Raw genomic sequence first — 14,200 nt, 5'->3', positions numbered from 1 at the left:
TGCCAGATATGCCTCGTATGATGTGAAAATCTGGTTTTTGTTCTGATCTCAGGCGTTTGATCTTCATGCCAGCGGGCAGCCCTAGGGGCAGTTCGCGAGGGGAGTGGGCCATGGCCCCAGCAGAGCCCGCGCGCCGCCGGCGCTCTCCGTCGGACGGCGGTGACGACGGCGCAGAGACGAGCAGGCCCGGCCGCAAGGCCCCGCCCCGCAAGCCGGTCGCGCGCCGTGGCACTCCGGGGGCGGCCGCCGCGATGCGCCTGGCGGCCCGGCAGCTTTCGGAGCTGCTCGGGCGTCCACCCGAGTCGGTGTCGGCCCTGAAGCCCACGGAGGATGGCTGGGAGGCCCAGGTCGAGGTCGTGGAGCTGGAACGCATCCCCGACACGACCAGCGTCCTGGCCAGCTACAAGGTCACGATGGACGAAGAAGGGGAACTCATCTCCTACGAGAGGACGCGGCGGTACAGCAGGGGAATGATCGACCGGCCGGCGTGAGGGTCACCGGCCACCGGTGAAGGGAAGCGGCCATGACAGTGATGCCGCAAGGTGGAAGCAGCGTCAGCAGAGGCGGGGGCGGCGGCACCAGCCTCTACGACGTCCTGGAACTGATCCTTGACCGCGGGCTGGTCATCGACGTCTTCGTCCGTGTCTCCCTGGTCGGGATCGAGATCCTGAAGATCGACGCGAGGATCGTCGTGGCCAGCGTCGACACCTACCTGCGCTTCGCCGAGGCCTGCAACCGGCTCGACCTCGAAGCGGGCCGCAAGGCGCCCGCCCAGCTGACGGACGTCGTCGGCGGCATGGTCGAGAGCGGCGCGCAGGGCAAGTCCAAGGGCGCGCTCAGCGGGGCGGTGGACGCCGTGACGCAGTCCCTGACCGGCAAGTCCGGGACGGAGGACGAGCGGGAGGAGGAGCCCGAGGAGGAAGAGGCCCCGCGGCGCCGCCGGCCCGCACGCCGCCCGGTCCGCCGTGAGAAGGAGTGAGGGAGAACGCGATGGCTCTGTATGTGTATGCGATCATCGGGGCCGAGCACCCTTGCCGTCTGGACGGGCTGACCGGCGTAGGGGCGCAGCCCGGGGCGCTCCGCGCCGTCACCACGGAACAGCTGTCCGCGGTCGTCAGTGACGTGGACGAGGAGATCCGTCCCAAGCGCCGCGACCTGACCGCCCACCAGGAGGTCCAGACGAGCCTTATGGCGGACGGCGCGGTCCTGCCCCTGCAGTTCGGGTACATCGCCCCCGACGAGCAGACGGTCCGGGAGGCCCTCCTGCAACGCACGGAGTCCTACCTCGAATCCTTGGAGCGGGTCGAAGGCTGCGCCGAGTACAACATCAAGGCGTCGCAGGACGAGGAGGCACTCCTGCGCGAGATCCTCGACGAGTTCCCGGAAGCGCGGAAGCTCAACGACCGGATCCGGGGAGGCGACACCGACCCCCGGCTCCCCCTCCAGCTGGGAGAACTCGTCGCCACGGAGGTGCGCGGCCGGCAGGAGACGCTCGCCGCCGGCCTCGTCCAGGCCCTGGTCGGATTCGCGCGCGAGCATGCCGTCCGCGCCCCCGTCGACGGCGACGTGCTCAACCTCTCGCTCCTGGTCCACAGCGACCAGAAGGACGAGTTCCTCGACGCCGAGGCCGGCCTCGCCGAGCAGGTCGAAGGCGTCGACTTCCGCTTCGGCGGACCGCTGCCGCCGTACAGCTTTGTCTAGGGCGCTCAGGAGGAGCCATGGGGCTGCTGACCGGACTGCTGACCTCACCGCTGGCGCCCATGCGCGCCGTGGTGTGGGTGGCACAGCGCGTCGCCGACAAGGCGACCGAGGAGTACTACGATCCCGCCCCCGTCTGGGCGGCGCTCGCCGACCTCGAGGGCCGGCTCCAGCGGGGTGAGATCGACCCCGACACCTTCGAGGTCATGGAGGACGAACTCCTCGACCGGCTCGACGAGATCACTAAATACCGGCAGCAGGGTCTGCCGTGACCGGGGAGGTCGGGGACCGTGACTGACCCGCTCGCCAACCGGCTGGGCCCCTTGCCGTCCCGCGCGACGCCGATGTCCTATCCCCCCAGCTCTTCTTCCGCGAGCCTGGCCGACATCCTCGAACGCGTCCTGGACAAGGGCATCGTCATCGCGGGCGACATCCGCATCAACCTCCTCGACATCGAGTTGCTGACCATCAAGCTGCGGATACTGATCGCCTCGGTGGACAAGGCCAAGGAGATGGGCATCGACTGGTGGGAGTACGACCCGTCCCTCTCCTCCCGCCACAGCGGCGACCCGCTGGCGGAGGAGAACCGCCGCCTGCGGGCCGAGGTGGAGGCACTGCGGCGCGAACGCCTGGGTACCGCAGAGCCCGCCCCGGAGAGCGCGGAGGGCGACCTCGCGGGGGAAGAGGACCGCCCGGCGCGCAGGGCCCCGACGAGGAACAGGCGCGCCCCATGAACCAGGAGCCGACCCTCACCTACGTGTACGCCGTGGCCGCACCCACGCCGGAACTCGACCGCATCGTGGCCTCCTTGCGGGGTGTGGCCGATGCCGCGCTGTCCCTCCTGCCGCCCCCCGGCGACGCCGGTCCGGCGGCGCCCGCGTTCGTCACCAGCCAGGTCCCCCACGCCGATTGGCGCGAAGAGGTGCTCCGGGCGCACTTCGAGGACCTCGACTGGCTGGAGAGCACGGCCCGGGCCCACCACCATGTCATCCAGGCCCTCAGCGACCGGGCCACCGTCCTGCCCCTGCGGATGGCGACGCTCTACCAGGACCAGGAGCGGGCCCTGGCGGCGCTGCGCGAGCAGCGGCCCGCTTTCGCCGACCGCCTGGCCCTCCTGGCCCACCAGGCCGAGTACGGCGTCAAGGTCTACGTACGCCCCGGCGCCGACGGCGCCGGCGAGCCCGACTCGGCGACCGCGGCCGCCACGCCCGCCCCCAGCAGTCCCGGCAAGGCGTACCTCCAGGCCCGCAAGAGGCAGCACCACGCCCGTGAGGACCGCTACGAGCAGGCCGCGGCGGCGGCGGAACGCATCGCCGCCGCCGCGGCCGCGCACGCGACCCACGCGGTGCGGCACCCGACCCAGTCGGGCCCCCTGACCCGCGGCGGAGCCGGCGAGGACGGCGAGAACGTCCTCAACGACGCGTACCTCGTTCCCGACGACCAGGTCGAAGCCTTTCGCAGGGCCGTTCAGCAGGCGGGTGAGGACCTGCCCGGCGTACGTGTCGACGTCACCGGCCCCTGGGCCCCCTACTCGTTCGCCATGCCGGCCCCCCCGACCCCGGGCACCGGCACCAACACCAACAACGCCATCCACACCCCCGGTGGACCGACATGACGATCACCCCGCGTGACGCATCCCTGCCTGGCCGGCAGGTCGCCCTCGTCGACCTCCTCGACCGCCTCCTGGCCGGCGGCGTCGTGATCACCGGGGACGTCGTCCTGTCCATCGCGGACATCGACCTGGTACGGATCTCGCTGCGCGCCCTCATCACCTCGGTGGCCGGTGGCCCCGACCCGCCTTCCCACACCGGCGGCGAACGGCCGTGAACGGTGACGGCCCCGCCCGGCGGCCCCCCTCACCGGACCTCAGCGCCGTCGGCGACACGATGGCGAACGCCTTCCGCCTCCTCCAAGCACCCCCCACCGCGCCCGGAAGCGACCCGCCACGGCCGGCTCGCCGCCTGCACACCGACCCCGACACCGTCGGCGAGGACCTTTTGAAACTCGTCCTCACGCTCGTGGAGCTCCTGCGCCAACTCATCGAACGCCAGGCCCTGCGCCGCGTCGACGCGGGCGATCTCACCGACGAGCAGGAGGAGGAACTGGGTGCCACGCTCCTCGCCCTCCACGACCGCATGACCGAGCTGTGCGCGGAGCACGGTTACGCGCTGGAGGACCTCAATCTCGACCTGGGGCCGCTGGGGCCCCTCCTTCCGCCCTGAGCCTGAACGAGGAAAGCGGCTTCGCCCTCGCAGGGGAGGGAAAGCCGCTTCGTTCCTCGATGTTCGGCTATCGCGCCGCGCGACGGAACAATCGGAAGATGATCAGGAGGACGAGGGAGCCGACGATGGCGGCGATCCAGGTCGAAAGCTCGAAGAAGCCGTCGACGGAGTCCACGCCGAAGATCACCTTGCCCAGCCATCCGCCGAGCAGAGCACCCGCGATGCCGATCAGTATGGTGATGATGATGCCGCCCGGGTCCTTACCGGGCATCAGCATCTTCGCGAAGATGCCCGCGAGCAGACCGAGCAGGATCCAAGCAAGTATGCCCATGCTTCCTTCTCGCTTTCAGAACCTTCCACTGCCGATCAGCGCACCGCGTCCTTTCCCTTCTCCTTGACACGCCGCGCCTTGCCCCGGGCTTCCAGAGCCGCCCCCTTGGCGGCCAGGGTTTCCTTGCCCATCGCATGAGCTGCTTTTCGCACAGCCTTACCAGCAACCTGTTCCATCTCGGCTTTCGCCTTCTCACCCACGCCCATGTCGCTCCCCTTCACAGTCCAACCATTACGCATATATCCCTGCATTTGACTCCAAAACAAATTAGCGTGGTATTCAGGCCGGGCCGCCGCCGGGCGGGCGGCGGCATAGAGTTGCGGGGTGCAGCTCTACACCATCGGCGAGGCCGCCCACCTCCTCCGTGTCAGCACGGACACCGCCCGCCGCTGGGCCGATGCCGGGCGCTTCCCGACCCGGCGGGACGGCACGAGGCGGATGGTGGAGGGCGGGGACCTGGCCGCCTTTTGCGTGGAACTCGCCCGGGAGCCCGCCGAGGACGACGGCGAGAGCACGACGTCCGCCCGCAACGCGCTGCCCGGGATCGTGACCGCGGTGACGCTCGGCGAGGTCGCCGCCCAGGTCGAGATCCAGGCGGGGCCCCACCGGGTGGTCTCCCTGCTGACGCGCGAGGCGGTCGAGGAGCTCGGACTCGCCGTCGGCGTGCGGGCCGTGGCCCGCGTCAAGTCCACCAGCGTCCACATCGACGTCGACTGACCTCCGGCCGCAGCGGGGTCGGGAGGTCAGTGTGCTCACGGTCCGGTTGCCAGGCGGTCAGCGGCGCGCCACCCGGGTCACGGCCCTGTCGGTGTTGTTGTTCCGTTTCCGGTCCGGCGTACGGGAGTGGACCCCGGCGGTGGCGATGACGACGGGCCGCTGGGCGACCCGCACCGTGACGTGGAAGACCCGCAGCTGTCCGGCCCCCAGAGCCTCGATCCGCCGGCTCACCCGGTCGGAGCCGCCGCCGTCGGCGGCGGGAGCCGTGCCCATGACCTGCGCGCCGCGCGGCAGGTTCAGGGTGACCACAGCGTCCGCCGCACTGAACGGCCCGTCGTTGGTCACCGTCACGGTGTAGGTGTACTGCTCCCCCTCCCGTACGGTGGCCGGCGCGCTCAGACGGACCGCCAGGTCGGCCCTGGGCCGGCCTGCGCCGACCTCGATGCGTCCGACCCGGTCGCCGGCGATCTCGGTGAACCACATGCCGCCGTCCGGTCCGGCGGTGATACGGGTCGGGAAGGCGGCCGCGCCGGGCAGGGGGTAGTGCGCGAAGTCCCCCGCGGGCGTGATCCGGCCGATGCCGTTTCCGACCTGCTCGGTGAACCACAGGTTCCCGTCGGGCCCGGCGGCGATCCCGTCCGGGGCGCTGTCCGCGACGGGCACGTCGTACTCGGTGACCGTCCCGTCGGTGGTGATCTTCCCGATCCGGTTGCCGAAGAGCTCCGTGAACCACAACGCGCCGTCGGGACCGGCGGTGATGACGTCCGGTCCGCTGTCGGGGTGCGGCAGGTCGTACTCGGTGACGACTCCGCCGGTGGTGATCCGCCCGATCCGGTTGCCGAGGATCTCGGTGAACCACAGGTTGCCGTCGGGCCCGGTCACGATGCTCTCCGGGCCGCTGTCCGGGTGGGGCAGGTCGTACTCGGTGACGACACCCGCGGTGGTGATCTTCCCGATCCGGTCGCCGGGATCCTCGGTGAACCACAGGTTGCCGTCCGGGCCGGTCGTGATGGCGAACGGCTGGCGCCCGCCCGGGCCCGGCAGGTCGTACTCGGTGACGGCGCCGGCCGTGGTGATCTTCCCGATGCGGCCGCTGACGTCCGTGAACCACAGATGGCCGTCGGGTCCCGCGGTGATTCCGAGTGCGTCGCCGGTGGCGCCGGGCAGCCGGAACTCGGCCAGTGTCCCGGCGGGGGTGATCCGGCCGATCTTCCTCGTGCCGTTCTCGCTGAACCAGAGGTTGCCGTCCGATCCCGTGGTGATGCCGCTCGGAGCGCTCCCGGGTGTGGGAAGGGGGTACTCGGTGAGCTCCCCGGCCTCGGCACCGACGGGAGCGGGTACCGGGGGCGGGGCGGCGGCCGACGTCGCGGGCGTACCGGCCGGCCCGAGGAGGCACGCGGCGGCCAGCAGGAGGGCCCAGCGGGCGCGGCGGCGTCGGGCCGTGGCGGGCGGGGGCCCGCCCAGGGTGCGGGGGGTCATCGGCGGCAGACCTTTCGGCCGGGGTTCGGGGGCGGGCCCGTCATGGGGCGAGACCTCGCCGACGGGTCCGGGCACTGTCGGGCGGCGCGTGAGGTCGCGACAGCGGCGCGCTCCGGCACGCCGGAGGCATACGCGCACTGCAGCCTAAGGGCTGTCCCGCAATCCCCGGTGGATCAGCGCGCGGCGTCAGACGCGGTGCATCGCAAGGCGGAGAGCGTCCTGATACTGGGCGTATCCGGGCGTTTCCGACCACGCGGCGAGGTGCCGTGGCTGTCGTCGTGCGTCCGCCGGGGATTACGGGACAGCCCTTGGGGTGCCGGGTGACGGGGTGTCAGGCCGCTGTGGGCCAAGGGGCTGACACCCATGGGAGTGCTCCTGCCGCACACCCCCTATACGCGGTCGGGGCGGAGTTCGATGTGGTCCGGTGCCAGGTCGACCGCCACGCGGTGCTCCATGCCCAGGGCCTCCAGGAACTTCGCAGGCAGCTGCACGCGTCCCGAGCGGTCGAGGACGACGTACTCGCGTTCGCTGATCGATTCCTCGCCGTGCTCGTCGGTGACCAGGCGGCGCAGGACCTCGCTGCTGGTGCGGCCGTCGCGGATCGCGACCGTGCGGCGGACCTCGCCCGCCACCATGGGGTCGTGCGTCACGATGACCACCGTCACGCCGAGTTCCTCGTTGACCGTGCGGAAGGCCTCGAAGACGGCCGCGGCCGTCTCCGAGTCGAGCTCGCCGGTGGGTTCGTCGGCCAGCAGCACCTTGGGGTCGTTGGCCATCGCCACCGCGATCGCGACCCGCTGCTGCTGCCCGCCCGACAGCTCCGCCGGGTGCCGGTGAGCCAGGTCGCCGATCCCGAGGGCGTCCAGGATCTCCGCCACCCGGGCAGAGCGGCGTGCGCCCGCGCCGCGACGCGAGCCGCCACCGCGCAACTGCATGGGCAGGGCCACGTTCTGGGCGGCCGTCAGGAACGGCAGCAGGTTGCGGGCCGTCTGCTGGAAGACGAACCCGACCGCGTCGCGCCGGTAGCGCAGCCGGTCCCGCGCCGTCAGTTCCAGCAGGTCGTAGCCGGCGACCGCTGCGCTGCCCGCCGTCGGGACGTCCAGTCCCGCCAGGATGTTCAGGAGGGTGGACTTCCCGCTGCCCGAGGCACCCACGAGGGCCACCAGGTCGCCCTGCTCGACCGTCAGCTCCAGCCCTTGGAGGGCCTGCACCTCGATGCCGTCCGTGCTGAAGATCCGGACGAGGCGGTCGCAGGCGATCGCGGCGTCCGCCGCCCGGGTGCGGGGCTCCGCGGCGGCCGTCGCCCGGCGGCGCAGCTCCTCGTACGTCGGCTGGTCGCTGTTCAACGCTGGTCTCCCGCTCTCAACTCGGTGGTGATCTGCCGTCGTCCGGAGGTCGCCGCCTCGACGAGCACGGCCGCGGCGATCAGGGCGGCCAGGCCCAGGGCCTGGGTCAGTACGGGGCCCGCGGTGAGCCGTACGCCGTTCGGCACGCTCGCGCCGACCAGGGTGGACAGGTCCATCGCCGGACCCAGCAGCACCACCGCGGCGGCCGCGACCAGGGCCCCGCCCAACGCCGCCGCCAAGGTCTGCGGCAGTGTCTCGGCGAGGATCAGCGCGACGCCCTGCCTGCGGCGCAGACCCATCGTGCGCAGCCGGGCCAGCAGCGCCGCGCGTTCGGGGACGCTGCGCATGAGCGTCAGCAGTACGGCCAGCAGCGCGAAGCCGGCCGCTCCGGCCACGGAGGCCCAGAAGAGGCGTTCCGCGGACCGCTGCAGCGGATCGGAGCCCAGCTCGGCGACGGCGTCGGCGCTGGTGCGCACGGGATACACCTCGTCGGCCGGCTGCGTCCCCGGAGCCGGGGCCGGCTCCTGGTCTCCGGCCGGCGCGGGGGCCGCGGGCGAAGGGGACGACGCCGGCGCCGGCGCCGGCGCCGGCGGGGAAGCGGACGCCGCCGGGAGAGCGGAGCGGACCAGCGCGCGCAGTCGGTCGCCGTCCACGGACCCGAGGCCGAACCACCGGTTCGGCCGGTCGGCGCCGCCGATGAGGGCCGCCGCGCGGCTCGCGGGCAGGACGAGCGTCGCGGCGTCGGCGGCCGGAACAGCCGGGGTGCAGTCGATCACGGCGGCGCCCCGGACCCGCACTTCACCGCCGTTGCCGGGCTGGAGCGTGAAGGGGCCCGAGCCGCCCAGCCGCGCCAGGCCGGAGCTGAACAGCGCGGGCACCGGGGCGTCCGCGGGCTCGCCGGCGGCCGTGGCGAGCAGGGCGGGGTCGAAGGGTCCGCAGCCGAGGACGCGGGACAGTTCCGCGTACGCTCCCGGCTCGACGACGATCAGGTTGACCTGGCTGGAGCGCTGAACGGTGCCGACGAGTGCGGAGTCGTGGTCGATCCACAGCGGCACGGACGTCCGTACGCCCGGCAGTTCGCCCGCGGCCTTCGCGAGGCCCTCCGGGAGCTCCGCCTTGCCGAAGGCGGAGATCGCCGCGTCGCCCCCGACGGTCAGCCGGGCGACACCGAGCCGGTTGGAGTCCACGGACTGCAGGACGGCGGCTCCGAACCCCCCGGTGGTGATGGCGAGGAGCAGGGCGGCCACCGGCAGGACGGAGGGGCCGGAGCGGCCGGAGCGGCCGGCGCCCCGGACCCCGCAACCGCGCGCGGCCCGGGCCAGTCCGAGGAAGCCGACCAGTCCGGACCGGCGGGCGGCCGCCCGGGCGAACCATCCGGTCACCACCGGCTGGACCCGGGCCAGCAGCAGTGCCCCGCACAGTGCGAGCAGCAGCGGGGACGCGATGAGCAGCGGGTCCGGGTCGCTGCCGGCCGGGGCGACCCCGCGGCGGCGGACCTCCAGCACGGCGGCGGCCGTGACGGCGAGTACGAGCAGCTCGGCCACGGGCCGCCACCGGCGCCCGGCGGGGCGGCGCGGGGTCAGCAGCACGGCCGCCCGTACGGGGAAGGCCAGCAGCGCGAGCAGCGCGACCGTCGCAGCCGAGATGAGCGCGGGGGCCGACCGTGGTGTGGGCAGCAGGAGTACGGCGAGCGCGGTGGCGGCCGCGGCGGCCGGGAGGACCGTGACGGCGCCTTCCCCGAGGAGCCGGCCGACGATGGCGGAGCGGGAGCCGCCACGGGCCAGCAGCAGCCGCAGCTCGGCGTCCCGCCGGTCCGCGGCGAGCGCGCCGGCGAGGCAGAGGACGACGAAGGCGACCCCGCCGACCCCGGCGGGTCCGATCAGCGCGAGGGGCACTGCCGCCTGTCTGCGGTCGTGGGCCTGCTCGAACAGTTCGGGCAGCCACGAGGTGGTCCGTATCCGCTCGCGGCGGGTCTCGAAGGCGATGGCGGCGGCGGTGGGGCCGGCCACGTAGGAGGCGATCTCCTCCTTCGTGGCGTCGAGCCGGTCGGCCCGCAGCCGGCCGACCTCCACCGGCAGGCGCCAGAAGTCATGGGCGTCGTGGCCCCACAGGTCCATCCGGTCGAGGTCGCCGGCCCCGATGAAGGCGTCGGCCTCCCACAGGTAGCTCTCCCCGACGGCCTTCTTGCAGGCGCGCGGGAGGCAGTCCAGGTTCACCCAGAAGCCGTCGGTCTCGTCCGGGACGGAGAAAAGGCCCACAACTTCCACGGACGGCGTGCCGTCGATCAGGGGCGCGCTCTTGAGGACGGAGCCCACGCGGGCGCCGATGGTGGCGGCGGCCTCCCGCGACAGGACGACCTGGAGGGGCGGTTCGTACGCGGCTGCTCCGGCGCTCCGGGGGGCGTCGCTCGGCCAGCGCCCCTCCACCAGCCTTACGTGGTCCTGCGCCTGCCGGACGTACAGCAGGGACATCTCGGGCGGGAGGCGGTGCGGGCGGGACAGTTCCGGATTCAGCAGCGGCTGGCGCTTGTTGGTCCGCGTGCCGTGGACGACCGTGTCGGCATCGACGTGGAAGGTGTTCCCGGTACGGGCGAGGAGGCTCTCCAGCGTCCGGTCCAGGGCCTGGGCACTCTGCCCGGACGCCGGTGCCGGCGCGGTCACCTGAAGGCTGGTGCGGGTCGACCCGCTGTGCTCCAGGAAGGACCGCAGGGCCTGGTCGGCACCCCGGTCCTGGGCACGCGGCAGTGCGGCGGCGAGCAGGACGGCGACGAACGCCAGCGCGGCGGCCAGCAGGGTGCCGAGCGGAGCCGCGCGCAGCCGGGTCCGCACCCACGGCGCGGGCCGCGGCCCGGACTTCGGGGCGGCGGGCGGGCGAGGGGTGGTCGGCGGCCGCGGAGTGGTCGGCGACGGGGTGATCGGCGGCCGCGGGGTGGTCGGCGGCGGGGTGGTCACATCTCCTCCACGGGGCGCAGCCGGGCGGCGATGTCGCGGCCCCGGGGGCCGCCGAAGACGGCCGACAGCAGGGGAACGGCAGCGATGGCGGCGGCCGTCAGCAGGATCTGCCAGGAGGACATGTCCACCTGTACGGGCGGGAACGGCCGGCCGGCCGAGGGGGTCAGCACGACCAGCGGCGCCATCAGATGGACGAGGGCGAGGCCGAGACCGGTTCCGACGGCGGTGCCGATGACGATCAGCACCCCGCCCTCGGCGGCGGCCGCCAGGGCCAGGGACCGGCGTGGTGTGCCGAGCGCGAGCAGGACGGAGAACTCCCGTCCCCGAACCCTTCGTTCGGCGGCCGTGGAGGTCGCGAAGCCGATGGCGGCCAGGACCGCGCAGGCGGCGGCGAGGGCGGCCAGCGCGCTCTGCGGGCCGGCGCTCAGCGGGTCGTCCAGCAGGCGGTCGGTGATCTCCTCGCGGAGTTGGACGCGCTCGGTCCTGGCGCCCGCGCGCAGTTCGGCGGCCGCGCGGGCCGGGACCGGGTCGGCGGCCGAGGTGGCGGGCAGCCACCACTCGGTGGGCGCGGGAGGCTGCCGACCGGAGGACTCCACGAGGAAGCGGCCGAGTGCGCGCAGGTCGGCGGCGATCGCCGTACGTCCGGCGACGGGGAGGGAGTCCACGGCGGCGGTGATCCGCATGGGGACGGTCGCTCCGTCGACCGGGACCGGGACCGTGTCTCCGACCAAGGCGCCCACGCTGCGGAGGTAGCCGGTCGTGGCGACCGCCGGGACCGCGGCGGCGGCCGGAGCGGCGGGCGCCGGGAACAGCACGGTGGTGACACCCCGCTCGGTGCCGAACCCGCCCCAGTAGTGCAGCCGCGTCAGGTCCGTGGAGCCGGCCGGGGCCGGGGACGCTTCGGGAGCCCGCAGGATGCGCTGCTCCCCGGAGGGCGAGGGGCGCCAGCCGCCCGGGCCGGTGGGGGCGGGTACGGGGACCGCCGCCGCGGCGCCGTCCACGGTGTCGGAGGCGCCGATCCGGCGCAGGGCCAGCTCGCTGCCGTCGCCCGGGGGGCTGCCGTCCCCGGCGTACGAGAGACGTATGCCCGCCAGGGTCAGCGGCGTCGCGGCCGACCCGACCGGGGCACCGGTCAAGGTGTCCAACGGAAAGGCGAGGGTGGCGTCGCCGCCCGCGGGCAGGGTCACGGACTGCGTGCCGTGGACCGACCCGAACCGGTCGCGCAGCAGCACGCTCACGGCGGCCCAGCCCGTGCCGGTGGACCGTACCGTCACGTCGAGGTCGATCCGGCGGGGGTTGCCGGGCAGGGCGACACCGGGAGCCTGTGCACCGGTGTCGGCGAGCGGGGTGAACAGTTCACGCATGTCGCGGCCGCCGCGCAGGTCGGCGCGGAGCGGTACCTGGTCGCCCGCTTTGACGGCGTCCAGCGCGAGGACGTCGGCGACGGCCCCGCCGGGCAGTTGCTGCTCCCGGCGGGCCACCGGGTTGAGGCGGTCGCCGCCCGGCAGCGCCCCGTAGCGTCCGCCCTGGCCCATCGCGGTCATGTTGCTCGCGGAGATCCGCAGGCCGCCGGCGGTCGCGAAGTCGGCCTGGTCGCGCTGGGAGGCGGACCAGGCGGAGTCCTGGCCGAGGGCCAGGATCCCGCTGGAGACGGCGAGTACGAGGAGCAGCACCGGCCCGGTGGCCCGCCCGGGGCGTCGGGCGAGCTGCCAGCCGAACAGGGCCGGGGCCAGGCTCCGGCCGCGTGCGGCCAGCCGTCCCCCGGCGCGCGCCGCGAACGGCAGCAGGCGCAGGACGAGCAGTGTGCCTCCGCACAGGGCGAGGGCGGGGGCGGCGACCAGGACGGGGTCCACGCCGAGTCCGCCGCCGGAGCCGTTGGCGGGCGGCGGGGCGTCGGTACCGCCGTACTGCGACAGCTGCTGGTAGCCGAGGACGGCGAGGGCCACCACGGCCAGGTCCAGGCCCGAGCGGGCGGCGCCGGCCACCACGGCCTGCCGGCCGCCCACACGGCGCAGCACGGCGGCGGAGGCACCGCGCAGGACGGAGGGCAGGGTCGTCAGCAGGACGCAGGCCAGGGCGCAGCCGGCCGCGACGGGCCAGACCAGCAAGGTGTCCGGGATCTGCAGGTGGACCCGTTCGAGCGGTCCGAACCGGCTGAAAAGGCGCAGCAGGGGCGGTGTCAGCAGGGGCGCCAGGACGGCGGCGGGCAGGGCCAGCAGCAGGGACTCGGCCGCGCTCAGGGCGCCGAGGCGCCTGCGTGAGGCGCCGCGCGCGGTGAGCAGGACGCGCTCCGGCTCCTGGCGGGCCGTCACGATGTAGGAGACGAGGAGCAGTGCGGCGGTCGACAGGACGATGAGCTGGAGCGCGCCCGTCATCAGGGTCGAGCGGGCGACGCGCGTGCCGGAGTCCAGCTCGGTGAGGACCTTCGGCAGATCGGTGGCCGCCCGCAGGGAGGTGGTGTGTTCGAGGTCGGCCGCGGCCGGGTCGGTCGCGGCGCGGAGGGTTTCGGCCTCGGCCGCGCGGATCGTGCGCAGGTCCGGGGTGAGGAGGGTGAGGCGGTAGTTCTGCAGGAGGGCGCCGGTCGTGAAGGCGCTGTCGTCCACGAGCAGCGGACCGTAGGTGGCCAGGGTGCTGGACTGGACCTCGCGGCCGCCGAGCGGGTCGAGCCGCCAGTAGGCGGCGTCCGGATCGGCTGCGCGGTACACGCCGGTGACGAGTACGGTCAGCCGGGGTCCGCCGAACCGGTCGTCGAGCCGGACCGGGGCCGGCAGTGCGGACTCGGCGAGGCCGAGCCGGGCGAGCGCGGCGCGCGGCACGGCGACCTGTGTCGGCGCCGATGCGGCGGCGCCGGTCCCGGGGGCGGGGGTGGCGGCGGCCACCGGCCCGGGCCACTGGCCGGCGATCAGCTGTACGTGGTCCCGGCCGAGGGCGGCGAGCAGGGTCAGGTCGGCGTCCTGGCCCGAGGCGGCGGCGCCGGGGAGTCCGTACGAGCGGCTGCGGGCCACGCTCTCGGCGGCTACGGGAAGCCGCCCGAAGACCTGGTCCGTGAAGGCCCGGACGGACTCGTCGTCCTTGGCGCGTTCGGTGGCGGGATGTCCGCTGGTGATCACGACGGTGGTCCGGGGCTGTTCCGGACCCGTCAGGGCGCGCCGTAGCCCCTCCTCGCCCACGCCACGGGTGAATGCCGTCAGGGCGGTCAGAGCGGTCGCGCTGATCAGTACGGTGAGCAGCACGGCGAGGGCGAGCGGCCAACGCCCGCGCAGCCGGCGCACGACGAAGCCGAGCACGTGTTGAGTTCCTCCCCCATCCGGACCCCGGGTACCGGATAGCGGACGATGCTGTCAGATTCGAGCCACGTACGGAAGGGGCTTGCGTGATTGGTGCGACAGATGCGCAAATGCGATCAGAAAGCTGCAGCGGCAGCGTGAGCGGGCCGCGAGATACGGAGCCGGACGC

15 protein-coding genes are annotated in these 14,200 nt (G+C 73.7%); 9 read left to right on the top strand and 6 right to left on the bottom strand.

The window, feature by feature from the left end; all coding sequences use genetic code 11:
- Nucleotides 1-110: 110 nt before the first annotated feature.
- Genes ACZ3X1_RS22850 through ACZ3X1_RS22815 form a run of 8 tightly spaced genes read left to right on the top strand, consistent with a single transcriptional unit; the run spans nucleotide 111 to nucleotide 3,920 of the window.
- Complete coding sequence (locus tag ACZ3X1_RS22850; protein ID WP_467280773.1) at nucleotides 111-491, top strand: gas vesicle protein GvpO; 381 nt, start codon at nucleotides 111-113, stop codon at nucleotides 489-491.
- A 32-nt stretch (nucleotides 492-523) separates the two neighbouring features.
- Nucleotides 524-979, top strand: coding sequence for a gas vesicle protein GvpJ (gvpJ, locus tag ACZ3X1_RS22845; protein WP_356813376.1), 456 nt, complete (start codon nucleotides 524-526; stop codon nucleotides 977-979).
- 11 nt (nucleotides 980-990) lie between these two features.
- Entirely contained in the window at nucleotides 991-1,701 is a 711-nt protein-coding gene (locus ACZ3X1_RS22840; RefSeq protein WP_390079289.1) for a GvpL/GvpF family gas vesicle protein, read from the top strand.
- Nucleotides 1,702-1,718: 17 nt separating this feature from the next.
- Nucleotides 1,719-1,970 carry a gas vesicle protein GvpG gene (locus ACZ3X1_RS22835; protein WP_356813378.1) on the top strand — a complete coding sequence of 84 codons (252 nt, stop codon included), beginning with the start codon at nucleotides 1,719-1,721 and terminating at the stop codon, nucleotides 1,968-1,970.
- An 18-nt stretch (nucleotides 1,971-1,988) separates the two neighbouring features.
- Nucleotides 1,989-2,432 carry a gas vesicle protein gene (locus ACZ3X1_RS22830; RefSeq protein WP_356813379.1) on the top strand — a complete coding sequence of 148 codons (444 nt, stop codon included), beginning with the start codon at nucleotides 1,989-1,991 and terminating at the stop codon, nucleotides 2,430-2,432.
- On the top strand, nucleotides 2,429-3,313 hold the full coding sequence (locus ACZ3X1_RS22825; RefSeq protein ID WP_467280772.1) for a GvpL/GvpF family gas vesicle protein: 885 nt from the start codon (nucleotides 2,429-2,431) through the stop codon (nucleotides 3,311-3,313). The genes ACZ3X1_RS22830 and ACZ3X1_RS22825 overlap by 4 nt, the downstream gene beginning before the upstream one ends.
- Complete coding sequence (locus ACZ3X1_RS22820; RefSeq protein WP_356813381.1) at nucleotides 3,310-3,525, top strand: gas vesicle protein; 216 nt, start codon at nucleotides 3,310-3,312, stop codon at nucleotides 3,523-3,525. The genes ACZ3X1_RS22825 and ACZ3X1_RS22820 overlap by 4 nt, the downstream gene beginning before the upstream one ends.
- Nucleotides 3,522-3,920, top strand: a complete 399-nt coding sequence (locus ACZ3X1_RS22815; RefSeq protein WP_467280771.1) for a gas vesicle protein K — start codon at nucleotides 3,522-3,524, stop codon at nucleotides 3,918-3,920. The genes ACZ3X1_RS22820 and ACZ3X1_RS22815 overlap by 4 nt, the downstream gene beginning before the upstream one ends.
- Before the next feature lie 67 nt (nucleotides 3,921-3,987).
- On the opposite strand, the gene ACZ3X1_RS22810 is transcribed toward ACZ3X1_RS22815, so the two are convergent.
- Complete coding sequence (locus ACZ3X1_RS22810; RefSeq protein WP_356813383.1) at nucleotides 3,988-4,251, bottom strand: GlsB/YeaQ/YmgE family stress response membrane protein; 264 nt, start codon at nucleotides 4,249-4,251, stop codon at nucleotides 3,988-3,990.
- Between the two features lie 35 nt (nucleotides 4,252-4,286).
- Nucleotides 4,287-4,457 (bottom strand): hypothetical protein, encoded by a 171-nt coding sequence (locus ACZ3X1_RS22805; protein ID WP_390079283.1) that lies wholly within the window; start codon nucleotides 4,455-4,457, stop codon nucleotides 4,287-4,289.
- Between the two features lie 118 nt (nucleotides 4,458-4,575).
- On the opposite strand from ACZ3X1_RS22805, the gene ACZ3X1_RS22800 reads away from it, so the two are divergent.
- Nucleotides 4,576-4,968 carry a TOBE domain-containing protein gene (locus ACZ3X1_RS22800; protein ID WP_467280770.1) on the top strand — a complete coding sequence of 131 codons (393 nt, stop codon included), beginning with the start codon at nucleotides 4,576-4,578 and terminating at the stop codon, nucleotides 4,966-4,968.
- A gap of 57 nt (nucleotides 4,969-5,025) precedes the next feature.
- On the opposite strand, the gene ACZ3X1_RS22795 is transcribed toward ACZ3X1_RS22800, so the two are convergent.
- The 4 genes from ACZ3X1_RS22795 to ACZ3X1_RS22780 all read right to left on the bottom strand — a co-directional run bounded on the left by ACZ3X1_RS22795 (nucleotide 5,026) and on the right by ACZ3X1_RS22780 (nucleotide 14,031).
- A complete protein-coding gene (locus ACZ3X1_RS22795; protein ID WP_467280769.1) occupies nucleotides 5,026-6,447 on the bottom strand; it encodes a virginiamycin B lyase family protein in 1,422 nt (473 codons plus the stop codon).
- 389 nt (nucleotides 6,448-6,836) lie between these two features.
- Complete coding sequence (locus ACZ3X1_RS22790; RefSeq protein ID WP_467280768.1) at nucleotides 6,837-7,793, bottom strand: ABC transporter ATP-binding protein; 957 nt, start codon at nucleotides 7,791-7,793, stop codon at nucleotides 6,837-6,839.
- Nucleotides 7,790-10,744, bottom strand: coding sequence for a hypothetical protein (locus tag ACZ3X1_RS22785; RefSeq protein WP_467280767.1), 2,955 nt, complete (start codon nucleotides 10,742-10,744; stop codon nucleotides 7,790-7,792). Before ACZ3X1_RS22785 ends, ACZ3X1_RS22790 begins: the two co-directional genes overlap by 4 nt.
- A complete protein-coding gene (locus tag ACZ3X1_RS22780) occupies nucleotides 10,741-14,031 on the bottom strand; it encodes an FtsX-like permease family protein (protein ID WP_467280766.1) in 3,291 nt (1,096 codons plus the stop codon). The genes ACZ3X1_RS22785 and ACZ3X1_RS22780 overlap by 4 nt, the downstream gene beginning before the upstream one ends.
- Nucleotides 14,032-14,200 lie beyond the last annotated feature (169 nt).

It is taken from the genome of Streptomyces sp. NPDC023541, from assembly GCF_055559995.1.
This window is presented reverse-complemented; position numbering and strand designations above follow the sequence as displayed.